This is a genomic window from Sphingopyxis lindanitolerans (assembly GCF_002993885.1).
GTDB lineage: Bacteria > Pseudomonadota > Alphaproteobacteria > Sphingomonadales > Sphingomonadaceae > Sphingopyxis > Sphingopyxis lindanitolerans.
Genome location: NZ_PHFW01000005.1, coordinates 1 through 23528 on the forward strand (window position 1 = coordinate 1; position 23528 = coordinate 23528).

Genomic DNA, 23528 nt, shown 5'->3' on the forward strand with positions numbered 1-23528 from the left:
AATACCAGCGCACCGCCCACAGGATCACATCACCCTGGAAATGGCGCCACTTGAAATCCGTCATCGTTCCGTCCGTCCAATCTCCGCCAAGCATGCTCAAGCTTCACGATTTTTGCAACAGAGCCGGTCGATCTGCAACGCGATGCGCTCACGGCCGCTGGTGTCGATCAACGGCACCTCTACTCCGACAAGGCTTCCGGTGCGCGCGACGATCGCGCCGGCCTGAAAGCCTGCCTCGACTACATGAACGCCGGCGACACGCTGGTTGTCTGGAAGCTCGATCGGCTCGGCCGCTCGCTGCCGCACCTGCTGGCGATCGTCACCGACCTCAAGGAACGCGGCATCGCCTTCCGGTCGCTGACCGAACAGATGGATACCACCACGCCGCATGGCGAGTTGCTGTTCTCGCTGTTCGGCGCGCTCGCCCAATACGAGCGAGCGTTGACGCGGGAGCGGATCATGGCGGGCCTGGCCGCCGCAAAGCGGCGGGGCCGACAAGGTGGACGACCGCCGACGATCGCCGCGGAAAAGATGCAGTTGATAGTTGCCGCTCTGTCCAATGGGGCCAGCAAAGCGTCGGTTTCTCGCACGTTCAGCGTGCCGCGATCAACATTGACGGACACGTTGGAGCGGATCGGGTGGTCAGCGCCGGTCAAGGATACGCCTTGAATAACGACAAAAATATAATTATATTCCCGTCATGTTATCCATGCGCTTTTCCTGGCACCCAGCCAAAGCCGAGAGCAATCTGAGAAAGCATGGCATCAGTTTCGAGACGGCCGCCAGCGCCTTCGCAGACCCCTTTGCGCTTAGCGTGCATGATCGGATCGAAGGCGGCGAGCAACGATGGCAGACCTTGGGCCTGGTCGAAGGACATTTACTCCTGCTGGTGGCCCACACCGTCGCTGAGGATGACGACGACGGCGAATATGTGGAGATCATCCATATCATTTCGGCCCGAAAAGCCGATCGAAAGGAAAGACGACGTTATGAAGAAGAAAGACGCTGATACCGTCCGCTTCCAGCTCGATCCGGGCAATCTGCCCCCCTTGACCGAGGCACAGAAGGCCGAGCTGGATGCCCTGCAGGCGATGCCGGATAGCGGTATCGACTATAGTGATGCCCCGACGCTGACAGAGGATTTCTGGAAGACCGCCGAGCGTGGACGGTTCTATAAGCCGATCAAGCAGCAGGTAACGGCGCGGCTCGACGCCGATGTGCTTGCTTGGCTCAAATCCCAGGGCAAGGGCTATCAGGCTCGCATGAACGCAATCCTTCGGCGCGAGATGTTGGCGGCTGCGAAGGAGCGCCGACACGCTTGACGTGCAGGCCGCAGATGGATGCCGCTTTCACGGCCGGGAGTAACCCGGCCCGGCGTAGGCGCGCGAAGCCGCCAGAGTTGCGGCAATCATGTGTTTTTCGCTATGCTCTTTCTTCTAAAATAGCGACCGGTGAAAAATCCGATCCACGCAATTGCTGGAACAAGCCAAGGCCAAAAGGAAGATAAGAGTAGAATCATGTCGCCCCAGCGGCTCCGAGCAATAGCGTTAATGCAGTCGATCCCAATGTTATCGGAGTAGCGACAAATATTCCGAATTTTTGGTTTGCAAATGATACGAGCGAACAGACCAGTAAGATCACGAATATATCTGGCCAAAATTCACCCAACATACGTATCACGTTGTCTTTCTCCACGAACAGCCATCTACATGCGGCGCACTGCAACCCTAAGTCCAAGAAATCCGTCAAGTAACGAAATTTTGTTAAGAGTCTGTCTTGAATCTCATGGGTAACGAGCGATGCGTCGGATGAGGACGATGGCAGCGGCGGCATAGAGGAGCGCGGTTGCGGATTTGATGGTCCGCTCGAAGTCTTTGGCCAGACGGCGATTGCGGTTGATCCATGCGAAGGTGCGTTCGACGATCCATCGTCTGGGATGGACGACGAAGCCGGTCTGATCGGCGAATTTGCGGACGATTTCGATCGTAATGGAGGTGGCGTCCCGGACGCGATCGCTGTTGTAGGCGCTGTCGGCATAGGCGCGCGCGACGAAGGGATGCCGCTGGTGAGACTGCTGGAGCAAGGGCACCGCGCCATCGCGGTCCTGCACATCGGCAGGATGGACCAGTATGATAAGGGCGCGACCATCGGTATCGACCATTGCATGGCGTTTGCGTCCCATGGTCTTCTTGCCTGCGTCGTAACCACGAGGTCCGCCTGCTTCGGTGGTCTTCACGCTCTGGCTGTCGATGACTGCCGCGGATGGTGCTGGTTCTCGCCCTGTCCGGATGCGATCGATCCGAACGAGATGATGATTGAGGCTTTCGAATACCCCATCGTCGCGCAAGGTGCAGAACCACTGGTATACCGTGCGCCATGGCGGAAAACTGTCGGGCAAAAGCCGCCAGGGACATCCTGCCCGTAGCAGATAGAAAATGGCTTCGACGATTTCGCGCATCGGCCAGCATCGCCGTCGTCCGCGCTGGCTGGCTCAGGGTCTGGACGATTTGCTAGCCCGACGACCGGGGCAGGCCGCGACATGGCTATCCTGGCTGCGCAATGCGCCACAATCGCCGGCAGAGCGCAACATCCTGCGCCTGATCGGACGGCTCGCCTATCCGGCACGAAGCAACATACAGCGTGGGTCTGGATGTCAGCCAGCGCAGCACGAGCATCTGTGTTCTCGATCCCGACGGCAAGACCGTGGTGGAAGGGCAGGCGAAGACTAACCCGTTCGAGATCGGCCGCTATTTGCAGAAGCGCCTGGAAGGGCCGCTGAAGCTCGGTATGGATCGCATTCTGGCTCTACCATGGGCTGCGCAGGAGCGGCGTCTGGTTGAGAAGCGTCTTGAGGCGCAGGGGCGGTTAACCTGCACCGTCAGACGTAGCGCTCACTTATCGAGAAGATCGTTTGTGCCTTTGGCGCTCGGCTAAACAGCGCATGGAAAGCGTCACCTGCTGCAGCTATGCCCTGTTCTGCCAATGTCCGCGTCGGCCAATAAAGTTCGCGCACACCGATCACCGAGGGGCCGGGGAGGACGAGCTTTTCGATCGGATGGCACCGGGTATGGCGAAATGCGCCAAGACGCTCGCCAAGTGCGAAATCGTCGTCTCCGGCCCAGGCCGTGCCGCCTTCCTCGAACACCACCTGGGTAAGCTTGGCGAAGTTCGGTCGTCGGTCGATCGACCAGTTATAGGCCGCCTCGTCACCGCGCAGCGCTTCGGCGCGGCTTTTGAGAACCTCTTCGCGTGCGAAAACGGCAAAGAAGTTGTCCATGTCGACGAAATTCGGCTCATCTTTCAGCGCATAGGCCACATAATCAGGATCGGTCACGAAGGCGGCAGCGTCCGCTTCGCTGTCGAACCAGACTTCGGCGATGCCTTCGTAGCGGTTCTGATCGGCATCGAGGAAATCGACGTCGACCTGATGGCTCTGGACATAGCGCTTGATAATCCGGATGCCTTGTCCCAGCGAGCCGTGGGGATAGCGCCAGTGATCGTGAAACGCCTGAGGCGTCATTCCCACTCTCCGTGCGAAGACCGCCATCATTCGTATTGCGCTCATAGTCCGGTTCCCAACGGTTCTGGCAGTTCAGATTGCGGTGTAGCCGCCATCGGCAGCAATGGCGGCGCCGGTGACGAACGAAGAGGCATCCGACAGCAACCAGGCTGCCGTTTCGCCGATCTCCGCCGGTTCGCCATATCGACCGATCGGGTGGGCGGTTTTCAGGAATTCCGCGTGCGAAGGCTCGTTCTCGATCACCGACATCAGCATCGGAGTGCGGATAGCGCCCGGTAGAACTGCGTTCACGCGGATTCCCTGTTGCCCGTAATCGACGGCAGCGATCCGCGTCAGCCCGATAACGGCATGTTTGGCTGCGATGTACTCGCCATGTGCGGGGATCGCGACGGTGCCGCCAACCGACGCCGTGTTCACGATCGAACCGCCGCTCCCCGCTTTCAGCATCGCTGCGATCTGATGTTTCATGCAATGAAAAACGCCGAGCACGTTGATATCCAGGGATCGTTGGAAATCGGCGCTCGTCAGTTGATGAAGCGGCACGTTGACCGGCGGCAGCCCCGCATTGTTGAATGCGCCATCAAGGCGACCGAATTCGGTGATGGCGAGTTCCACGGTCGACCACGCGTTGTCCTCGATACTGACGTCGCAATGGCTGTAGACGGCGTTGCCACCTTCCGCGCGTATCAGTCTGACCGTTTCCTCGGCTGCGGCTTCGACGATATCGGCGACAACCACATTCGCGCCCCGACGGGCAAGAATAAGGGCGGCAGCGCGGCCGATACTGCCGCCTGCGCCCGTCACGATATAGCTGCGTTGCTCCAATCCGGACATTGAGGACCCCATTTTTGACTGACGGGCAAGTGAAGGGCGCTGCCTGTCAGATGCCCAGCGCTTCGCGCACGGTCCTGGCGTTCACCCAGCGATCGACGTGGTGAAGGTTGTGGCGGATCTGTACTTCGCCATCCTGCAACTGCATCGTATCGTATGCGCCGGCCTCGATGCCGCGCTGGGTGCGTTCGGTGTTCGTCACGTCCTCCAGCAGGATTTCCGCGATGCGCGTGATATAGAGTTCCTGTTGCAGCTTTTCCCGCCCGGTCAGTGGCTTGGGTACATGAAACTCGGCTTCCCACCGCGTGCGATTGACGCTGATCGGCCAGAACCTGTGCGACCAGAAACCGCCGGGCGAAAGGTTTATGTGCAGCGTGGGAAAAGCGACGGCGATGTCCAGCGCCCAGTGTTTCGATTGCTTGGGATTGATCGCGGGATGATCGAGATACTCGGTCATCCCCGCCGTTTCCGCGGCACCCAGCACGTTGCCGGTATCGCGGTTCGCATAGGCCATCTTTTCGACCATCGCATCTTCGGGCGGAGCGTAGTCCGGATTGCCGAAAGTGGAAAACTGGCGGTGTGGTCCCCAGAAGCGTGCATCGAGCGGGCGGGAATGCGGATTGACCGCGCTGGCGAAAGTCTTGCCGATCGTCGCCGGGTGGATCGAAGGGATATGGTAGGTTTCCGAAAAGGCATCGGCCAGCACTTTCCAGTTCGCATCGAGATGCGCCTCGAAATAGAGTGACGTATCCGTATTTTCCCAAGAAACCCCGGCAAACCGCGTTCCGAAGTCTCCAAGGAATTCCTGCAGGCTGACTTCGGGCTGCTTCTGGTGGTTGAGGAATATCCAGCCTTCCCACACATCGGTGGCGATCGGCACGAGGCCGCATTTCTTCTTGTCGAGATCGAAGAAGTTCGCCTCGTCTGGCACGCCCATCAGGCTGCCGTCGTTGCGGTAGACCCAGTTGTGGTAATTGCAGGAGAAGCGCGAGGCGCGGCCGCGCTCGGTCAACACCACCTGATTGCCGCGATGGGCGCAGACATTGTAGAACGCCTGAATTCTGTCATCGCTGCCGCGCGTCACCACGATCGGCGCGTTCCAGATCTCGATGGTCTTGGTGAAGAAGCTGCCCTTTTCGGGAAGCTGTTCCACCCGGCCCACGGTCAGCCAGGCGCGCTTGAACAGATTTTCGCGTTCTCGCTCGAAATAGGCGGGTGAACGATAAGGCTCGCAGGAGACTGGACCGGTGCCCAGTCCGGCGGTTTGCGTCAGATCGCTGGTGCAGATGCTGGCAAGCTCGGTCATCTCGTTCATGCGACGAACTCCTTTACAGCGTTGGCTCTGCCGTCCGCAGGATGCGGACCTGGTGCGGATAGGGCGAATTGTGCGCGCGCGGCTGCTTGTGCAATTCTACGGACATCGCCGCGTGAGCCAGCGCCAGCTGTAGCCTGAACAGGCGCAGCGTCGGCGCCGGCATCGCGTCGAGCGGAAAGGTCTCGACATGGTCGAGGATGGCTTCCGAACGGGAGAGCAGCACATCGTAGAAGCGGGTTATCTCCGCCATAGTCGCGCGCGCCCGGATATCCCATCGTTCCTGCGCCGTCTCGCCGATCCAGTGCGGCACGAATTCGAGAAGATCCTCGAAGCCGGGGGGCAGCACGGGCTCCTCGTCGAGCGCGGGGGCCGGCATCAGATCACCCGCTCGGCCGATGCCAGCATCGTGTAATGCTGGCCGGCCTGTGCCAGGAGCGCATCGAACGCCGCGCGATCACCCGCCACGCCGCGTTCGAAATCGGATAGCGTCGGCCACCACAGTTCGCGCGCGCCGATGAACGGCGAGGTGCCCTTGTGCACCGCGTCTATCGCGAACGAGCGGACATGCCGAAACGCGCCGATGCGATCGCCCAGCGCCTTGTCCTGATCGCCTGCCCAGGCCGGATTGCCATCCGCCTTGACCAGTTGCAGGATCTTGACGCTTACCGACCATTCGGTGGGCGACCACTGCACGGCCGCATCATCGGGATCGTCCACCGCCGGTCGCGAGCGGATAATGTCCTCCTCGAAGAAGGTGAACTTCAGTCCGTCCATGTCGACGAACAGCGGTTCGTCGGGGATGTTGTATTTGCGATGCGCGGGATCTTTGCCCATGTTGAGCGCATCGTCGAGACTGTCATACCACAGCTCGGTAATGCCGTCGTAGGCCAGCTGTGTATCAGGCAGCAGCGGAGAGACGATCCGGTGCGATTGCACATAGCCGCGCAGGCACGCGATCTTCTTGCTGAGTGTGCCGTGCGGATGGCGCCAGTGATCGTGGAACTGCTGTTCCGAAATGTCCTTCCGGCGCGGGATCGTCGCGAGTATCTTGATGCTGTGCATGGAGGCTGCTCCGTAAAATGATCAGATCGCGGTAAAGCCGCCGTCTGCTGCAAGGCAGGAGCCGGTGACGAACGAAGCCGCGTCGGACAGCAACCATACGGCGGCCTGGGCCTGCTCGTGCGGTTCGCTGAAACGGCCGATCGGGTGGATCGAGTTCAGATAGGGCTCAAGGCCCGCATCATTGTCCATCGCGCGCTGCAGCATAGGCGTGCGCACCGCGCCGGGCACAAGCGCGTTCACGCGAATGCCGTGCTTGCCATAGTCTGCCGCCGCCACGCGGGTCAGCCCGACCACCGCATGCTTCGCGCCGACATATTCGCCGTGCATCGGCACGCCGACCACGCCAGCGGCGGATGCGGTGTTGACGATCGATCCCTTCGTCCCGCGCTCGATCATCGCAAGGATCTGGTACTTCATGCACAGGAACGTGCCGGTTACATTGATATCCATGCTCTGCCGAAACCGTTCGAGCGACACTTCGGCAAGCGGCAGTCCGGCCTGCGGGATCGCCGCATTGTTGAACGCGCCGTCAAGCCCGCCGAACGCCGCCAGAGTCTGCGCGACAAGTGCCTTCACGTCCTCTTCCTGTGCGATGTCGCACCGGAAATAGGCGGCCTTCCCGCCAGACGCAGCGACGACCGCCTCACCGGCCTCGTCGTTGATGTCCGCCACCGCGACGTTGGCACCACTGGCCACCAGCAATTCCACGGTGGCGCGCCCGATGCCGCTGCCACCACCCGTCACGATTATCGTCTTGCCGCTCAAATCAGACATCTATCCCTCCAACAGTTTCTTATCGGCGTTCCGGTTTCATTACTGGAACTTGAAGCGCACGGTCATGCCATATTTGTAGGCGATTGCAAAGATACTGGCCTCTGCTCGCAAACAGCGCGGATTTCTGCTCAGATTTGCTGACAGCAGGTGGGCCATGCTGCTCACGCTATGCGACAATGTGCTCGCCATCATCCGCGCCTGCTCGCAAACGGAGAAGGCCTGTTCTCGCTTTCTGCCAATAGCGAGGAGTGCCGGTGAGCGGTCTGGCAGCGATCGTTCCCGCCGGGTTTGCCGTAAGCATCAGCGCTCCCACTTCCTCAGGCTAGCAACGGATTGATCGTATAATGCCTGGAGCGAGCCGACCTGATTGTCTCGGAAGTGAATCGTCAGCACGAGATTGTCATACGGCAGATTGGCCGTGCAGAGCCCCGGCCGCGAGCCTCCGCCCATGGCGGAGCAACTCGCCAGCGATGGAGGACGCTTCTGACCTGCTTCGGCTGGCAACTGGTATGTCCAGAAAACACCATCACTTACCTTGCGCAGTGTTCGGCCGCGCCATGAAAGCGGGCGACTTGCGCAGACAGTCGAGTTGACAAGCGCCTCTGTTCCCGCTGCGCGGGCACACATCCGCTTCTTGCTTGCCACGCCCACCAAGTTTCGCTCCGGCAAGCTTGCGCTCGGATTTAGGTAGAACGAGAACCCGTCGCTGGGATCGAGCGCTGGTAGAAAGAACGGCTTATCATTGTCGGATATGTCGTTGGCTCTCGGGATGTCGAAGACTCGTCCCTCCAACCTCCTCTCGGCCGAGGCCGAGCACGCGCTGAGCAAGCTGACGATCGATAAAGAAGCTGCGGTAAGATGCCTGTTCATGCCGGCAGGCTATGAGAGAAGCGCAACGTCCACAATCGGTGGCACAGACGACATGCGTTGCGTCCGCGTGCGGGAGATACCAAGGCGAGGACAGCCAGTATCATATCGGCACACCGGCTTCGCGGAGCCGCTCGGTCAGGTCGCGGGTGTGTTCGGCGTCCAGCGTTCCGGCGAGGAACGCGCGTATGTCGGACGGCCGGGTGTTGAGCTGGCTGGCGAGCGCGCCCGCATCGTAACCGTTGCGCGTCAGCGTGGGTTCGAGGTCGTCAATCGCCCGCGACAGCACCTGCTCGACGATCTCGGCCGTGACGGGCTTGGCAGCGAAGCGGAAGCCCTGCTCGAAGGCGAGTGTCAGGTGCATCTCGATCTGGAGCGGGGTGCGCAGGCGCTCGGCGATGAGGTCGATCGCGTCCTCGTTCATCAAGTCGGCAACCTTGACCCCCTCGGCCGCACAGGCGCCGAGCAGCCAGGCAACATAGTCGCGGCGTTCGGCGCCGATGCCCTCATAGTCGAAGGTGGTCGTGCGGTAGCCGATCTCTTCCATTTGCGGGCGGCGCAGGTCGTTGCGTAGCCGAGGATGGCCGACCAGAAGGACCGACAGCAGCACGCCGGCATCAGCCACCACCTCCATCAACCGCTTGAGGCCGGTCAGCGTCTTGTGGTGCAGGTCATGCGCCTCGTCGACCACCAGTACGACCGGGCGCTTGCCCTTGCGCATGATGTCGCGCAGGTCGCGCTCGCGGCGCTCGGCCTGCTTGGGAATCTTCACCTGGGCACGGTCACCGGGCGAGAGATCGTAGAACAGCGCCTCGATCAGCGAGGGCAACGAGGTGCGGCGCTTGTCGACCGCAAGCGACTTGGCGACGGCGACCTTGCCCGCCCGGGCCAGCTCGTCCTCGATGCGGCGCAGCAGGTGCGTCTTGCCCGATCCGACCAGGCCGGAGACGACGATCAACCTGCCGGTCTGCACGGCCGCACAGACCTCGCGCACGAGGTTGCGCTGATGCTCTGTCTCGAAGTTGCCGACGCCTTGGAACGGGCGGGCGAGCCCGTAGCTGGATTGAACGTCGGCGAGCATCAGCTTGTCCCCCGTCTTGACTGGAACCGCTCTCGGATGCGGTCAGCGATGATGGTCTTGTCGAGCGTTTCGCCCAGCAGCGCGTCGATGAAGGCGCGGTCTGCCTCAGGCAGCGAGCCGAGCGGTCGCCGGAGCTGGTCGACGATGGCGTGGCGCGCCGCGAGCCCGGTCGGGTATGCCGTCTCGACCGCCGGCTCCGGAAAAGGTGTTTGCCGCACCGCGAGCCCTGCGGTGGAGGGCGGCAGCGACGGCAGCGGCCGGTCGCCGCCCGTCACGGTCGCGCGGGGCAGCCCCAGCTGGTCAGCGAGCCGGACCACCTTGTCGAGCCGCTCCTCGGCGCGGCTCTTCTGATACTTGCGATAGCGGTAGAGCGGCACGGCGCCGCGCGACGGCTCGTAAGGGCCATGCCGCTTGCCGTCATGCTCCACGAAGAGCTGCTGGTCGAACAGCCCCCAGAGCAGCGTCACCGTCTCGCCGGCGAGCTCGGGCTCGACCTCGTAGGAAGCGCCCTCAACCGAGACGGTCGCGTCGCCCGCAACGGTGCGCCGCTCGGGCTCACGAGCGAAGGCGCAGAACCGCTCCCATGAACACATGGCCCGCACGCCATCGCCGGGCAGGTGCCGCAGCCAGTGCTCGATCCGCGCGTGTGGCTCGGAACGATGGTCGCCGTTGTTGTAGGTGACCAGCGCACGCCGCATCCACAGATTGGCTTCCGCCTCGTCCTTGGGTTTGTGGAAGTGGTACAACGTCTCGTGCACCTCCTTCACCGTGCGGAACGGCCGCTCGACCTTGCCCTTGGCGCGGGCCGCGGTGTGCCGGTCGTCGGCCTTCGGCGGCAGATGGGTGAGGACGCGCACGCCGAGGCTGCCCATCACCGACTGGAACACGCGCGACCGGCTGACCGGGCCGTTGTCCATGTAGATCGTGACCGGCAGGCCCTGGAACGGCAGTTCGGGCTCAGGCTTGGCGGCGAAGGCGTTGAATAGAAAGCGCAGCGCGGACTCGGCATCCTCGCCATAGACGCTGCGATATTCCTGGTAGACCACGCCCGAGCAGTCATCGACGGCCGAGAACAGCATCAGCGTGGGTTTGCCGCGACCCTGCTCGATCCAGAGCGGCGCCTCGACCTGCTTGAGGTCGGACGGGCTCATGTCGAAGTGCCACAGCTCGTTGGATCGCCGCGCCTGAAAACGAACGGCTGCGTGGGGGCGGGTCACGCGGGCATAGTCCAGCCCTGATGAGCGGAGCAGCCGGTCGATGGTCGCCCGCTTCAGCAGGCCGGGTGCTACCTTGACCAGGCCCTCCGGCGTCTCGACGCCATCGGTTTCCAGGAACTCGATGGCGCGGGCGGTCGAAACGTGCCGGCCCTTCTTGTTGGTGGTCCTGATCTTCAGTGCGGCGACGATCTCGGCGTAGCGCTCCATCTCGGCCTGCGGGGCAACCCGCGTCGCACCATGGTCGGACCGGCGCACCGACTTGGGGCGGTTCAGCTCGCGCAACGCCCGGTAAAGGGTCCAGATGGAGATGCCATAGGCCTCGGCCGCACGGGCGATGATCTCGGTGCGACCGGGGTCGCGTGGGGGCAACAGCGACAACCGTCGGCGAAGATCGATCAGCGCCTCTCCAGGCGGTCGCTTCGCCCGGTCAGCCATGGGCTGTTGCAGCCTCCTTGATCGATGCACCGCTGCCGCGCTTGCCTGCATAGCGATAGAGGGTCGCGACCGACACGCCCATGCGCTTGGCGATGTCGCGCACCGGCAACGTGCCCTCCTTCATCATCGCCCGTGCCGCGGCGACGTCGCTCGGGCGCATTGCCGATGGGCGGCCACCCTTGCGACCCTGCCGGCGCGCCTCCACTAGCCCCGCGGTAGTTCGCTCGCGGATCAGGGCACGCTCGAACTGCGCGATGGCGCCGAACACGTGAAAGGTGAGCATGCCACCCGGCGTTGTCGTGTCGATGCTCTCGGTCAGCGACACCAGCCCGATCTTCTCGCGCTCCAGATCCTCGGCCGTGGCGATCAACTTCTTGAGCGAGCGGGCGAGGCGGTCGAGCTTCCAAACAACCAGCGTGTCGCCTGCGCGCAGCACGTCTTCCAGAATGCGCGCCAGTTCGGGCCGGTCATCGCGCGCGCCCGACGCCTTTTCGGTGAACACCCGCTCGCAGCCGGCCCGCCGCAGCGCATCGAGCTGGAGCTCGGGGTTCTGGTCGCTGGTGCTGACCCTGGCATAGCCGACCCGCATGAGCGTCTGATCTTCTCCAAACTCGTGCGGGGCATACCGTTTTGCGACGCGGGTTTCCAGAACAGTTTTGACAAAGTGCGGCCCGCAGATTTACGTTGCCGGCCCAGCAAGGCGATCGGCTCGTCAGAAACGGTCGTTTTGCAGAACCGCTGAGGAGCCGGGTTCATGCAGGTGCTCGATACGGTTGGCTGGGTCGGTGATGGCGACGACACCGACTTCTTCCTCGCAATCGAGCGCACCTTCGATCTGCGCCTGCGCTCGAACCTGCCTTGGACAACGTTCGGCGAGGTGCGTGACCATGTCGTCGCGCATGTCGCAGCCTACAGCGGGGGCGGCACGACATGCGCCACGCAGATGACGTTCTACAGGCTTCGACGCGCGCTCGGGCTTGGCCGGCACGTCGGGCCGGATGCGCCGTTGGCGCCGCTGATCGGTGGGAAGCTGCGCCAAGCGTTCAGCGACCTGGAAGCCGATACCGACCTCAAGATGCCGGCGACGCGAGCCGGATGGCTTGGGATTGTCAGTGGTCTCTGCTTCGCTGTCGCGGTCGCGATCCTCGCCTTCACGACGCTGGCACCTCCCCTTCGCATCTTCGCTGCTGGAGCGAGCGCCTACGCGGGGCTATGGTTACGGCACCTCGACCGCCGGCGATTACCTCGGAGGTGCGACACTATCGGCGATCTCGCCCGACTGGTCACGGAGCAGAACCGTGGCAGGCTTGCCCGCGACGGCGCGCGCCTCACCGCCCCCGAGATTTGGCGGATCATCCAGCAACTGGCCGCCGAGGAGAGCGGGATCGACCCCGATCTGATTGGGTCGGAAACGACCTTCTTCCGAGCCAAAGTGCGAGCAGCCTGATCAATGGCTTACTGGATTGCATAGATTGATGCCGAGACACGGGACATTGCGTGGCGTCGGACTGACGGCTTTGGGTGCCGTTGTCGTCGCAGGCTCTTTCGTCGCTCTCGGATTGCGACCGGATGGGATCGCCAGCTACTATCGCGATACGCTGACTCCGGCAGGGTTTGCCATTTGGTTCTGCGGCTTCGTAGCCGCCACACTCGCTCCACCCGCCATAGCTGTACTCTGCTGGTTTGGCGCCATGCGGTTCCGCTACGGGTGGCTTCTCCACATCCTGCTTGTTCCTGCCACCTACGCCGCTGTGCGAGGATCAATCGCGCTCATGCTCGCGGTAGCAAGTGAGCCGGACAGCGATGGCCCAACGAGATGGGCTACCGATCCAGCAGTGATGCTGATGGTGGTTTGCCCCATCGTGTACTTTCTGATCTTGGGTTCCACAAAGCTGCGTGAGCATCGCGCATCAGCAAATGACTGCTAATCTCGACTTTGTAGTTGGCAGATACCATGAGCGGCCCTTTGCCGTTTGCGAGCAGACGCGGATGATGGCGAGCACATTGTCGGATAGCGTGAGCAGCATAGTCGGCTCGTTGTCAGGTAATCTGGGCAGGAAAAGGCGCTGTTTGCGAGCAGAAGCTGCTACGGTTGCAAGCGCCTACATCTAAGCGCGCCGGCCTTCACCATCGGCAAGAGGCACGTGTTCCAGGATGGCGACACGGTGTGGAGCAATGTCTCTCATCCTAACGACTTCATCTCGGACATCATGAACAACATGTTCAACTCGCATGGCAAGCGCTTCGACGCATGGACGGACGTTCAGTGGACAGCGCCCGGGTCGATGTCGCTGCTCAGCTATTATGCCGAGCCTGGCACGCCAAAGGAGGACGGGCATATGCACACGTCCATCCACGTGATGACGCCGGAGTCACCGGACACCACACATTATTTCTGGGCTTTCGGGCGCGACATCCATCCGGACAATGAGGAGTTCTCCGCAAAATTGCGCGCCGGCATCGAATATGCGTTCGAGGAAGAGGACAAGCCGATGATCGCTCTCCAACAGGCGCAAGTCGGCGATCGGGACATCATGTCCATGCGGCCTGTGCTCCTGGCTGGCGATGCTGGCGCGGTGCGCGCTCGTCGCATGCTGCGTAAACTTATCGCGCAGGAGCAATCCAACGGCGAAGAGGCGAGCGATCAGAAGCAGTCAGTGGACGCTTAGGATTCAGTCCGCCTGTTTCCTGGCTGACTGTCGCTTCTGTCGTAAGTCTAGCGAGATCCAGTCTGCACGTGAGTTGAAAGTCAGGTGTGATGACTTCTTGCATTAACGCTGTTTGAAAGCGCGCAAGTGCCACTGGCTGCCAAAGCAGCCAGCCAGCTTGCGAAAAATAAAGAGGGAGGGAGAGGTACAATATGAAAAACCGCATCAAAATTGGGCTGATGCTCGGCACGGCTGGTGCGCTCGGCTGGACCCCGGCATACGCGCAGGCCCCCGCTGAGGCACAGATTGCTCCGGCGCTGCCTCAAGCCGTGGCGCCTGCTCAGGCGGAAAGCACAGACCCCGCGTCCAATGTCGGCATCGGGGACATCGTGGTCACGGCGCAGCGCCGCGCGGAGAATGTCCAACAGGTCCCGATTGCCGTTGCAGCTTTTTCCGGTGCGGCCCTGCAGGAAAAAGGCGTCGACAATGTTTCGCAGCTCGCGAACCTCACCCCCGGCGTGCAGCTATCGTCCACGTCGCAGATTTTCAGTTCGCCATCGATGTTGTCCGGATTCATCCGCGGCATCGGCCAGGACGACTTCGCACTCAACTTCGACCCGGGCGTCGGCACCTATGTCGATGGTGTCTACCTCGCGCGTACCGCCGGGTCGAATGTCGATCTTCTCGACGTGGAACGCATCGAGATCCTGAAGGGCCCTCAGGGTACGCTGTTCGGACGCAACACCATCGGTGGCGCGATCAGCGTCGTCACCCGCAAACCGACAGACGATTTCAGCGTGATGGGTCAGGTCTCGGGCGGTCGCTTCAACCGAATCGATGTCGGTGGCGTCATCAACATCCCGATCGTCGAGGGCAAGCTCAAGAGCAGCATTGCCTTCTCGTCGAAGAACCGGAACGCTTGGCAGAAACGGATCCCGTTCCCTGGAGCTGCAGGCTTTGCTTCGGATCCTTCAGAAGCCTTCCAGCAGATCGATTATACCTCGCGGACCGCAGCAGGCGGCATCAGCGAACAGGGCGTTCGCGGTAAATTGCTATGGAACGCGACCAATGCGATCGATGTGACGCTGGAGGGCGACTATCTCAACTCGGAAACGAGCGCTTCGCCAAGCACTCTTCTCGGTACACGGTCAACTGTGTTGTCACCGGCCGGAACGCCAGTCGATGCGGACGGAAACGGCGTCCCGGACTCCACTTTGGCCGGCCTCTATAATACCTGCATCAGCCTTCCGGAGTCAGTGCTCGGCGCGATTGGTCTCGGCGGCGCCTGTGGCCCGCGTGCGGGCGGCCTCCCGGCTATCGCCGGCGCGAACGCGGACGCCGATCCCACCAATAGTCGGCTTCCGATCGATAACCGCTTCGTTACCGGTAGCCTCAACCGTGGTTACGGCACGGGTATCAATTTTACCAACACGCGCAATTTCGGATTCACAGGGACCGTCGATATCGACTTGGGTGGACCTGCCTTGAAGTCGATCACCGCCTATCGCAATCTCGACACCCGTTTCGGACAGGATCTCGACAACTCACCGGTCGTGGGGTTCGAGGGCTCATTCCGGGTGAAGCAGCATCAGTTCAGCGAAGAGCTGCAGCTTTCGGGCAAGGCGTTCAATGACAAACTCGATTATCTCGTCGGCGCGTATTATTTCTCAGAAGGTGGTAGGGAATCGGAGGATGTCGCATTTCCCGGCGGTCTGTTGCAGATCGTCGGAAACTATCGGTTCAACACCAAGTCCTACGCGCTCTTCACGCACCTCAACTACCGTGTGAACGATCTCATCGGGATCACGCTGGGCGGACGTTATACCAAGGAAGATAAGACGCTCGTTGGAAGCCAGCGGGACCTCAATATGCTTCTCACCAAACTCGGTACTCCGGCATTTCTGTTCCCGGATCCGACAGACCTGTCGCAATTCTACCCGACAGGGGAGCAGAAGCTCTCGTTCAGCAATGTTTCGCCGCGCGTCGGCATCGAACTCCATCCGACCGAGCGGATAATGCTGTACGGATCATTCTCGAAGGGGTTCAAGTCGGGCGGCTGGACGACCCGCGTCGCCGCTCCGGTCCCGCCGGATCCGACCAAGCCTGCGGACAAGCAGGCGCCGAGCTTCAATCCGGAGAAAGCCGACACGTTCGAGATCGGCTTCAAGTCGCAGCTTTTCGATCGAATGCTGCAAGTCAATGCTGCGGCATTCTACACGGACTACAAGGGCATCCAGATCCAGATCCAGCGCGGCATCGGTGCCTCCTTCGAGAACGCCGGCAACGCCAGAATCAAGGGTTTCGAGGTCGAGACGATCTTCGCGCCGAGCCGCGTCTTCCGCGTGAGCGCGTCGGCGGGATACATTGACGCTTACTATCGGAGGATCAACGATCCGTCGGGCACGATCACGCTGGCGAGCCGGCTGCCGCGTGTCCCGAAGTGGACCGCGACGCTATCTCCCGAGTTCAACGTTTTCCTGGCCAATGAAGGTCGGGTCACACTGCGGGCGGATTATTCCTACAAGTCCACCATGGCGGCGGATGCGGAAAACACGCCCGAGTTGTTCAGTGGGAATGTCAGCCTCGTCAATGCCTCGCTCACGTACAGCGCGCCCGGCGACGACTGGTCTCTCGCAATTGGCGGGAACAATGTTTTCAACAAACGCTACATCGCAAATGGCGTCAATCAGCTCAATGGAGCTGGCCTGCTGAGCGCGGTGCCGAACAGGCCGTCTGAATATTATGCGACTTTGAGGTTTAAATTCTGATCGACCCGGACTGATCCCACTCCGGATGCTCCTATCTGTCCGGCCCGGGTTTAACCTAGGCCGGGCTTTCTTTGCTAGGTCGATGGCAGCTTTCTCACATCCGCGCGGACAGCACCTTGTGCAGGAGCTGTCGCAACCAGCGGTGAGGCGGGTCGTCTTGGTTCCTCGCATGCCAATATTGCCTGACCTCAAATGCTTCCATAAGAATTGGCGGCCGCACGGCCCGGAGTCCGTAGACCTCGGCGAGCCGACCAATCACGCGAGCCGGAGCGGTAAGAATAAGGTCCGACTCGAAGCAAGCTGCCAACGCCACGAGAAAGCTGCTCGCGACGATCCTGATCCGATCGGGATGGATCTTGTCGAGGAGAGCGCGTTCGACGGCACGATGGGCATGGGCCATACCCTTGGTGCTGACCACGATATGATCTGCGGCCATGAAGTCATCGGTCTCACCGGACTTGATGAACGGATGACCTTCCTTTCCGAAGCACAGATATTCCTCCTGGTAGAGCCGTTGCGTCTTGATGCCGGCAACAAGGCTCGGATAGGCGCCGACGGCGATATCGACATGCCCGGTCTCGAGCGCGCTCACCATTTCATCGCCGCTCAGCGTGAGTGCGCGGTAGCTGGTGTGTGGTGCCTCGAACCGCGCCGCCGAATGCAACGCCGTCAAAACGACAAGATGGGCGATGTCCGATCCGGCAATGATGAATTCGCGCTTGAGACGGTCAGGTGAGAATGTCTGCCCGCCTTCAGCCAGGTCGCGACGCAGTTCCAGCAGTTGCTGAACAACCCCGGCGATCGCCTCGGCACGTGGTGTCGGCTCCATGCCGTCGCGCGCCCGGACGAGAAGCGGGTCGCCCAATGCTTTGCGCAGGCGCGCCAGCCCATGGCTGGCGGTGGGCTGCGGTAGGTCGAGTTCTCGTGCAGCGGCGCTGACGCTGTGCCGCTTTAACAGCGCATCCAAAAGCACCAAGTGCCGAAAATCCAGGTCATCTATATTCACAATCTGAATTGTATCTATGAAGGTCCGCCAATTGTCAAATACTCCCTGATCCCTCAAACAGGCTGCAGCAGCGATCGTTGTGCAGGTTTGAAGAGACGATCCGCAATCGCAGAAAATAGTGGAGAGCGATCATGATGCAACTGCCCGAACGCGTCGAAGGACTTCATCACATCACCGTCGCGACCGGATCCGCGCAAGGCGACGTGGATCTTCTCGTCAAGACGCTGGGACAGCGGCTCGTCAAGAAGACGATGTTCTACGACGGCGCACGGCCGGTCTATCATCTGTATTTCGGCAATGAGCTTGGCGAACCGGGCACGCTGTACACCACTTTCCCCGTTCGCCAGGCTGGCTACACCGGAAAGCGTGGTGCAGGGCAGATATCGGCGGTTTCCTATAACGCACCCGTCGGTACGCTTTCCTGGTGGCAGGAGCATCTCATAAAGCGCGCTGTGACCGTCTCGGAAGTGCGTGAGCGGTTCGGGCAGAAATATCTGTCGTTCGAGCACCCCGACTGCGGTGTCGGCTTCGAAATCATCGAGCAGGACACGGACGGCCAGTTCGAGCCCTGGGACTCTCCCTATGTGCCCAAGGAGGTCGCGCTGCGGGGCTTTCACAGCTGGACGGCCACCCTAAATCGCAATGAGGAGATGGACTCCTTCATGCGCAATGCCTGGAACCTGAAGCCCCAGGGACGCGACGGCAATTACCAGCGCTACGCTTTCGGCAATGGCGGTGCGGCCAAGGTGCTAGACGTCTATATCGATGAGGACGAAAGGCCCGGCACCTGGGCGCTTGGCGAAGGCCAAGTTCATCACGCCGCGTTTGAAGTCGCCGACCTCGACGTGCAGGCCGCGCTCAAATTTGACGTGGAAGGCCTCGGCTACACCGATTTCTCAGATCGCAAGCACCGCGGCTACTTCGAATCGATCTACGTTCGTACGCCGGGCGGCGTGTTGTTCGAAGCCTCGGTCACGCTTGGTTTCACCCATGACGAGAGCCCCGAGAAGCTCGGCAGCGAGGTCAAGGTCGCGCCGCAGCTCGAAGGTGTAAAGGACGAGCTCCTCCGGACGATGAACGATCCGATCGTCATTTGATCGCAAGGATGACTCCGCAGGCTGGGTGAAGAGAATGTGGCGACATCGGGCAGTCAATAGCCGAAATGGTGCGCGGATCGGTGTTCATACCACTGGCTTGCCGAGCGGTGAGCCGATCCTGCTCCTTTCTTCCCTGCTGGCCGACTGGCGGTCCTGGAATGACGTGGCCGGTCGTTTACCTTCAGGGGTATATGCGATCACGATGGACCTGCGGGGTCATGGAACGAGTTCGCCGAGTGCCGGCGACTACAGTCTAGCCGAACTGGCGGCCGACGTGCTTAATGTAATGGATAACCTCGCGTTTGCAAGAGTTCATCTTGTTGGCACGTCGGTCGGGTCGATGGTCGCGCAATATCTTGGCGCCACGGCGGGACACCGGCTTATCTCGCTGACACTCGTGGCAGCAGGTTCTCTCGTTCCAGAGCCAGCTTGGCCGATCTGGGACAAGCGGGTGGCCGCAGTGCGCAGCGGCGGGCTCATTACGCAGGTGCCGATCGTGTATCCGGCATGGTTTTCCGGAGCGGTCGACCAAGGTCTGCTGGATCTTGCTGAGTCGATGATCTTGGCCACGACAGTTGCCGGATTCACCGGCGCTGTCGCAGCGATCAAGGGCCATGACGCGAGAAGCCTTCTTCCGCAGGTCGAAACGCCAACGCTCGTCATAGCCGGTGCGAACGATGCCGCCGTGCCACCGGAGGCGGTCCGCGCGACCGCCGCTCTCATTCCAGGTGCCGCATTCGAAGTTGTGACGGGTGCCGCGCACCAGGTCGCGATGCAGCATCCTGTCGCCTTTGCGGACCGGCTATGCCGCCATATTGCTGGAGCGCCGCGATGACGTTTTCCCCTGAAGGACCCTATGGGACAATCGTGACCGGCCCGCCTGTCGAACAGGCAAATGCTGCGATCATTCTTCTGCACGGCCGTGGCCAGCGTGCGCAAGCGATGCTGGAACTTGCGAGACAGCTCGATCTGCCCTCTGTCGCCTGGCTTGCCCTGCAAGCGCCCGCCGGGGCGTGGTACTCGCCCAAATATGACGGGTTCGATCCAGACGGCGACAGGTCTGTGGCTGACGCCTGCACCGCCTTGGCTGAGATCTCCTCGCGGCTGGAAGCAGCCTGGGTCGCGCTAGACCGTCAGGGCATAGTCGGCTTCAGCCAGGGTGCCTGCCTCGCCAGTCACTTCATGTGGTGCGGCGCTGCGAAAATGGGGTTCCTGGGCTCGCTGACCGGAAGCCTCCCGGGTTTTGAGCTCCCAACCGCGCCAGTTGAGCCTCGGTTTACCGGTCTCAAGGCGATATTCACAGGTGGTCTGAACGACGATTGGGTCAAGGCAGAGCATGTGCGGGAGACAGCTGAGCGCTTTAGACTCTCTGGTGCTGATGTCGGCGAGTATATTCAACCGATCAAGGACCATGGAATTGGGGCGGACGAGATCGCGTTGTTGCGAGACACCCTGATCGCACGCTTCGAGCTGAACCCGCCGGTCCCTACGCGCGGGCCGCGACATCAGCCGCTCGTGCCGCAAAGCACGCCAAGTCTGACGGATTGAACGTCCCATGCTGTTCTCCGTCATAACCACCATCTCGCCTGAAAAGCTGGCAGAGCGCACAGCAGCCATACCGGCACACCGCGCCTATCTTGCGTCGCACACCGCAAGCATTTTGGCAGTGGGGACCACCTTCGCCGAAGGCGGCGATTTGGTCGGATCGACATATCTCGTTGATGTCGACGATTGGAACGCAGCCCGGGCCTTCATCGCCGAAGACCCCATGACCGTGTCCGGGGCACGTCAAAGCATCGACATTCTTGAATGGCGGATGGGCGGGTTCGATCGGCGATACCCCTGGCAAGGGGCGAACGTCGAGAGACAAGACGCAGCGCATCAAAGTCTGAATAAGGAAGGGGTGAGCGCTGCGCCCCAACCTTCGCTCCGCACACGCCATCTCAGAGTGTTGCTGCTGATCACCACGCTCGCGCCGCTAGTGGCCCTCGTCAACATTCTCTTGGGCGACACCATTGCCCATCTTCCCGTTTTGCTGCGCTCCTTCTTGGTCGTGGGGCTTGTCGTGCCCGCCGCGACCTATGTTGCACTGCCGCTGCTTACCGGCCTTGCGCGCTGCGTGGGGCAGGAGCGCCGGGAAAGTTCACCAGCCATCCGGCCGCCGGCGGAACACACTCATTCTACATGACGATTTAGCCCGCAAAAATCCCCGAACGTCTCAGTTCCAGGCAAAAGGATCATAAAAATATGAGCGCTGATACAGAAACCCTGGCGAGGAAAGTCCGTGAAGAGGTTATCAAGCCTGAGCAATCGACTCTGATTAGCCCGGATCGACAGTCACCGAGCCTCCTTCGCCGCGAAGCGACGGTCGAACCGCGGTTCGAACTGTTCCACTTCGTGTTCTCAGTCTGCTCGCAAAAGGTGCGCGGCACCCTAATGGAGAAGGGCGTGACCTTCGGCTCCAACGAGTTGACGATCCTTCCCCCGCAGAATGAGAATTATTGTCCGCAATATGTCCGGCTGCGGTTGCGATCGGAAGCCGCAGCCAAGCACCGTCCTGTCAGCTCGTTCACTGGGCAGTCGTCTGTTGATTCCGAAGGGTTCGACCCGCTCGTCGTACCGACCCTCGTCGACCATGAGACCGGCCGGATCCTCGCCGATTCCAAGGCAATCTGCCTCTACCTCTGCGACGCCTTGTCCGGCGGTACCGATCTTCTGCCCGCCGACATACGGGAGGCTGTGCTCAAGCAGGTCCAGCTCGCTGACACGACGCCCCATGTAGCCCTGCTCTACGGCGCCGATCCGGACGGTGATCGTCGGCCCGAAAGCATGCAGGCGGTCATGCCCGGCATCCACGCACACAAGATCGACGCCGTGCGCCGCAATATCCCGCTCGCGGACGGCGACCCGCTTCTCCTCGAAGCCTACCAACACAAGATTGTGAAGGAGGAAGCCGCCGCCTCGTTCGTCATCAACGAGCCGCAAATGCGGACCGCCATCTCGAAGGCGGAGCAGCTGGTTACCGATCTCGATCGCGACCTCGGGGCGTCCACCGGACCTTGGCTGTTCGGCGACCGCTTCACGCTCGCCGACCTGTTCTGGGCCGTCAGTCTCTACCGCTTCCTCTGGCTCGGCTATTCGGGTTTCTGGAAAGACGGTGCAGGCAAGCCCCGTGTCGAGGCCTATGCCAATCGGCTCTTCGCGCGGCCCTCCGTCAAGGATGCGATCATCCAGTGGCCCGGCCATCCGCCGAGCGAGAATGTCATCCATCTCCTGAGCAACGCCTAAAGGCAACCACCGCGCCGTCCGCAAGCGACGCGGTCCATGCCCTGAACGCGTCGTCCGGCAGGGCCGAGACCATTCAACAGCGCTCGAATCCAGGACGAGCATGGATTTCTTATATGGATCAAACACTTCTCGAAGTACGCGTAACAAAAAAGGCTCTGTTGCAAAGATTGGCGGCAGTCAGAGGTAGGCTGTCGCTCTGCGCCGATCAGGCGGCTGCTGCGAAATGGTGGTTGAGCATGCCCATGGCCTCCGTCAGCGCCGAGGGCCCAATGCCAAAAGCTCTCTCCACAAGGCGCACCTCGCCCCTGATGCCGGGCTGCAGGCACCAGGGGCGAGCCTGTCGGCTCTGTTGCAAAAATCGTGAAGCTTGAGCATGCTTGGCGGAGATTGGACGGACGGAACGATGACGGATTTCAAGTGGCGCCATTTCCAGGGTGATGTGATCCTGTGGGCGGTGCGCTGGTATTGTCGCTATCCGATCAGCTATCGCGACCTTGAGGAAATGCTGGCGGAACGCGGCATTTCGGTCGACCATACGACGATCTATCGCTGGGTCCAGTGCTACGCCCCGGAGATGGAGAAGCGGCTGCGCTGGTTCTGGCGGCGTGGCTTTGATCCGAGCTGGCGCCTGGATGAAACCTACGTCAAGGTGCGGGGCAAGTGGACCTACCTGTACCGGGCAGTCGACAAGCGGGGCGACACGATCGATTTCTACCTGTCGCCGACCCGCAGCGCCAAGGCAGCGAAGCGGTTCCTGGACAAGGCCCTGCGAGGCCTGAAGCACTGGGAAAAGCCTGCCACGCTCAATACCGACAAAGCGCCGAGCTATGGTGCAGCGATCACCGAATTGAAGCGCGAAGGAAAGCTGGACCGGGAGACGGCCCACCGGCAGGTGAAGTATCTCAATAACGTGATCGAGGCCGATCACGGAAAGCTCAAGATACTGATCAAGCCGGTGCGCGGTTTCAAATCGATCCCCACGGCCTATGCCACGATCAAGGGATTCGAAGTCATGCGAGCCCTGCGCAAAGGACAGGCTCGCCCCTGGTGCCTGCAGCCCGGCATCAGGGGCGAGGTGCGCCTTGTGGAGAGAGCTTTTGGCATTGGGCCCTCGGCGCTGACGGAGGCCATGGGCATGCTCAACCACCATTTCGCAGCAGCCGCCTGATCGGCGCAGAGCGACAGCCTACCTCTGACTGCCGCCAATCTTTGCAACAGAGCCTGTTCTTCGTGCCGATCACGGGACTCGCCATTGCGACAGTCAATCCCGATGAGACGGCGAACGCTGCTGGCATGTCCAACTTCCTAAGAACGCTGGCCGGTGCGTTCGCAACATCGCTTGTCCAGACCCGCTGGGCCAACGCGACGCGAGAAAACCAGACCGAACTGGCCGGCGCCATGCACCAGGGACAATCGACCCTGGATGGCATGATCGCGGGCGGCGCATCCCCGGAATCGGCGAGGGTCATGCTGACCAATATCGTCGAAGGGCAAAGCGTCATGCTGGCAACCCTCAATACGTTCGCGGCGATTGTAATGTGCTTCGCCGTCGCTGCCGCCCTCATCTGGCTTGCGCCCAAGCCCAAGGGACCGATCGATACCAACGCGGGTCACTGACA

The 23528-nt window shown here is 61.4% G+C and carries 25 protein-coding genes and 2 pseudogenes; 14 read left to right on the plus strand and 13 right to left on the minus strand.

Features of this window, described 5'->3' with window-relative positions; genetic code table 11:
* Positions 1-108: 108 nt before the first annotated feature.
* The 3 genes from CVO77_RS20660 to CVO77_RS20670 are packed head-to-tail and all read left to right on the plus strand — an operon-like array spanning position 109 to position 1322.
* Entirely contained in the window at positions 109-669 is a 561-nt protein-coding gene (locus CVO77_RS20660; protein ID WP_029987071.1) for a recombinase family protein, read from the plus strand.
* Between the two features lie 31 nt (positions 670-700).
* Positions 701-1009: a BrnT family toxin gene (locus CVO77_RS20665; RefSeq protein ID WP_007682056.1), complete on the plus strand. Its 309-nt coding sequence runs from the start codon at positions 701-703 to the stop codon at positions 1007-1009.
* The gene (locus CVO77_RS20670) at positions 990-1322 is read left to right on the plus strand and encodes a BrnA antitoxin family protein (protein ID WP_007682049.1); all 333 of its coding nucleotides are present in this window, start codon (positions 990-992) and stop codon (positions 1320-1322) included. Before CVO77_RS20665 ends, CVO77_RS20670 begins: the two co-directional genes overlap by 20 nt.
* Positions 1323-1783: 461 nt before the next feature.
* Here CVO77_RS20670 and CVO77_RS20675 read toward each other — a convergent pair.
* Positions 1784-2485, minus strand: a pseudogene (locus CVO77_RS20675) (IS5 family transposase); the annotation flags it as partial.
* Positions 2486-2640: 155 nt separating this feature from the next.
* On the opposite strand from CVO77_RS20675, the gene CVO77_RS21385 reads away from it, so the two are divergent.
* Positions 2641-2934 (plus strand): hypothetical protein, encoded by a 294-nt coding sequence (locus CVO77_RS21385; protein WP_145907151.1) that lies wholly within the window; start codon positions 2641-2643, stop codon positions 2932-2934.
* On the opposite strand, the gene CVO77_RS20680 is transcribed toward CVO77_RS21385, so the two are convergent.
* The 10 genes from CVO77_RS20680 to CVO77_RS20720 all read right to left on the minus strand — a co-directional run bounded on the left by CVO77_RS20680 (position 2879) and on the right by CVO77_RS20720 (position 11691).
* Positions 2879-3565 (minus strand): EthD domain-containing protein, encoded by a 687-nt coding sequence (locus tag CVO77_RS20680; RefSeq protein ID WP_011627728.1) that lies wholly within the window; start codon positions 3563-3565, stop codon positions 2879-2881. The two genes, CVO77_RS21385 and CVO77_RS20680, sit on opposite strands and share 56 nt — an antisense overlap.
* 27 nt (positions 3566-3592) lie before the next feature.
* Positions 3593-4354 (minus strand): SDR family NAD(P)-dependent oxidoreductase, encoded by a 762-nt coding sequence (locus CVO77_RS20685; RefSeq protein WP_007682039.1) that lies wholly within the window; start codon positions 4352-4354, stop codon positions 3593-3595.
* Between the two features lie 46 nt (positions 4355-4400).
* On the minus strand, positions 4401-5666 hold the full coding sequence (locus tag CVO77_RS20690) for an aromatic ring-hydroxylating oxygenase subunit alpha (RefSeq protein WP_106000995.1): 1266 nt from the start codon (positions 5664-5666) through the stop codon (positions 4401-4403).
* A gap of 13 nt (positions 5667-5679) precedes the next feature.
* Positions 5680-6042 (minus strand): hypothetical protein, encoded by a 363-nt coding sequence (locus tag CVO77_RS20695; RefSeq protein WP_007682395.1) that lies wholly within the window; start codon positions 6040-6042, stop codon positions 5680-5682.
* A complete protein-coding gene (locus CVO77_RS20700; RefSeq protein WP_007682394.1) occupies positions 6042-6728 on the minus strand; it encodes an EthD domain-containing protein in 687 nt (228 codons plus the stop codon). Before CVO77_RS20700 ends, CVO77_RS20695 begins: the two co-directional genes overlap by 1 nt.
* Positions 6729-6749: 21 nt before the next feature.
* Complete coding sequence (gene linC, locus CVO77_RS20705; RefSeq protein WP_013039118.1) at positions 6750-7502, minus strand: 2,5-dichloro-2,5-cyclohexadiene-1,4-diol dehydrogenase LinC; 753 nt, start codon at positions 7500-7502, stop codon at positions 6750-6752.
* A 300-nt stretch (positions 7503-7802) separates the two neighbouring features.
* Positions 7803-8372, minus strand: a complete 570-nt coding sequence (locus CVO77_RS21140; RefSeq protein ID WP_062121710.1) for a hypothetical protein — start codon at positions 8370-8372, stop codon at positions 7803-7805.
* A gap of 100 nt (positions 8373-8472) precedes the next feature.
* Entirely contained in the window at positions 8473-9450 is a 978-nt protein-coding gene (locus CVO77_RS20710; RefSeq protein WP_007685991.1) for an ExeA family protein, read from the minus strand.
* Positions 9450-11102, minus strand: a complete 1653-nt coding sequence (locus tag CVO77_RS20715) for an IS481 family transposase (protein WP_007685992.1) — start codon at positions 11100-11102, stop codon at positions 9450-9452. Before CVO77_RS20715 ends, CVO77_RS20710 begins: the two co-directional genes overlap by 1 nt.
* Positions 11095-11691, minus strand: a complete 597-nt coding sequence (locus tag CVO77_RS20720) for a recombinase family protein (protein ID WP_007685993.1) — start codon at positions 11689-11691, stop codon at positions 11095-11097. The genes CVO77_RS20715 and CVO77_RS20720 overlap by 8 nt, the downstream gene beginning before the upstream one ends.
* Positions 11692-11856: 165 nt before the next feature.
* On the opposite strand from CVO77_RS20720, the gene CVO77_RS20725 reads away from it, so the two are divergent.
* From CVO77_RS20725 to CVO77_RS20740, 3 genes are all read left to right on the plus strand, one after another.
* Positions 11857-12549, plus strand: a complete 693-nt coding sequence (locus CVO77_RS20725) for a hypothetical protein (protein ID WP_007685994.1) — start codon at positions 11857-11859, stop codon at positions 12547-12549.
* A 682-nt stretch (positions 12550-13231) separates the two neighbouring features.
* On the plus strand, positions 13232-13771 hold the full coding sequence (locus tag CVO77_RS20735) for a vanillate O-demethylase oxygenase (protein WP_257721833.1): 540 nt from the start codon (positions 13232-13234) through the stop codon (positions 13769-13771).
* A gap of 191 nt (positions 13772-13962) precedes the next feature.
* Positions 13963-16518 (plus strand): TonB-dependent receptor, encoded by a 2556-nt coding sequence (locus tag CVO77_RS20740; protein WP_007685998.1) that lies wholly within the window; start codon positions 13963-13965, stop codon positions 16516-16518.
* A 94-nt stretch (positions 16519-16612) separates the two neighbouring features.
* Here CVO77_RS20740 and CVO77_RS20745 read toward each other — a convergent pair whose 3' ends face one another.
* On the minus strand, positions 16613-17524 hold the full coding sequence (locus tag CVO77_RS20745; RefSeq protein ID WP_013041683.1) for a LysR family transcriptional regulator: 912 nt from the start codon (positions 17522-17524) through the stop codon (positions 16613-16615).
* Positions 17525-17655: 131 nt separating this feature from the next.
* On the opposite strand from CVO77_RS20745, the gene linE reads away from it, so the two are divergent.
* From linE to linD, 5 genes are all read left to right on the plus strand, one after another.
* The gene (gene linE / locus CVO77_RS20750; RefSeq protein ID WP_007686007.1) at positions 17656-18621 is read left to right on the plus strand and encodes a chlorohydroquinone/hydroquinone 1,2-dioxygenase; all 966 of its coding nucleotides are present in this window, start codon (positions 17656-17658) and stop codon (positions 18619-18621) included.
* Positions 18622-18718: 97 nt separating this feature from the next.
* Entirely contained in the window at positions 18719-19456 is a 738-nt protein-coding gene (locus CVO77_RS20755; protein WP_020817419.1) for an alpha/beta fold hydrolase, read from the plus strand.
* Positions 19453-20169, plus strand: coding sequence for an alpha/beta hydrolase (locus CVO77_RS20760; protein WP_007686010.1), 717 nt, complete (start codon positions 19453-19455; stop codon positions 20167-20169). The genes CVO77_RS20755 and CVO77_RS20760 overlap by 4 nt, the downstream gene beginning before the upstream one ends.
* 7 nt (positions 20170-20176) lie before the next feature.
* Positions 20177-20809, plus strand: coding sequence for a YciI family protein (locus tag CVO77_RS20765; RefSeq protein ID WP_007686013.1), 633 nt, complete (start codon positions 20177-20179; stop codon positions 20807-20809).
* Between the two features lie 59 nt (positions 20810-20868).
* A complete protein-coding gene (linD, locus tag CVO77_RS20770; RefSeq protein WP_013035740.1) occupies positions 20869-21909 on the plus strand; it encodes a 2,5-dichlorohydroquinone reductive dechlorinase in 1041 nt (346 codons plus the stop codon).
* 205 nt (positions 21910-22114) lie between these two features.
* Here the strand turns inward: linD and CVO77_RS21760 are convergent.
* Positions 22115-22219: pseudogene (locus tag CVO77_RS21760) on the minus strand (IS6 family transposase); the annotation flags it as partial.
* 93 nt (positions 22220-22312) lie between these two features.
* Between CVO77_RS21760 and CVO77_RS20790 the strand changes: the two are divergent.
* Complete coding sequence (locus CVO77_RS20790; RefSeq protein ID WP_015449415.1) at positions 22313-23077, plus strand: IS6-like element IS6100 family transposase; 765 nt, start codon at positions 22313-22315, stop codon at positions 23075-23077.
* A 41-nt stretch (positions 23078-23118) separates the two neighbouring features.
* A complete protein-coding gene (locus tag CVO77_RS20800; RefSeq protein WP_021244922.1) occupies positions 23119-23526 on the plus strand; it encodes a hypothetical protein in 408 nt (135 codons plus the stop codon).
* The last annotated feature ends 2 nt before the right edge of the window (positions 23527-23528 follow it).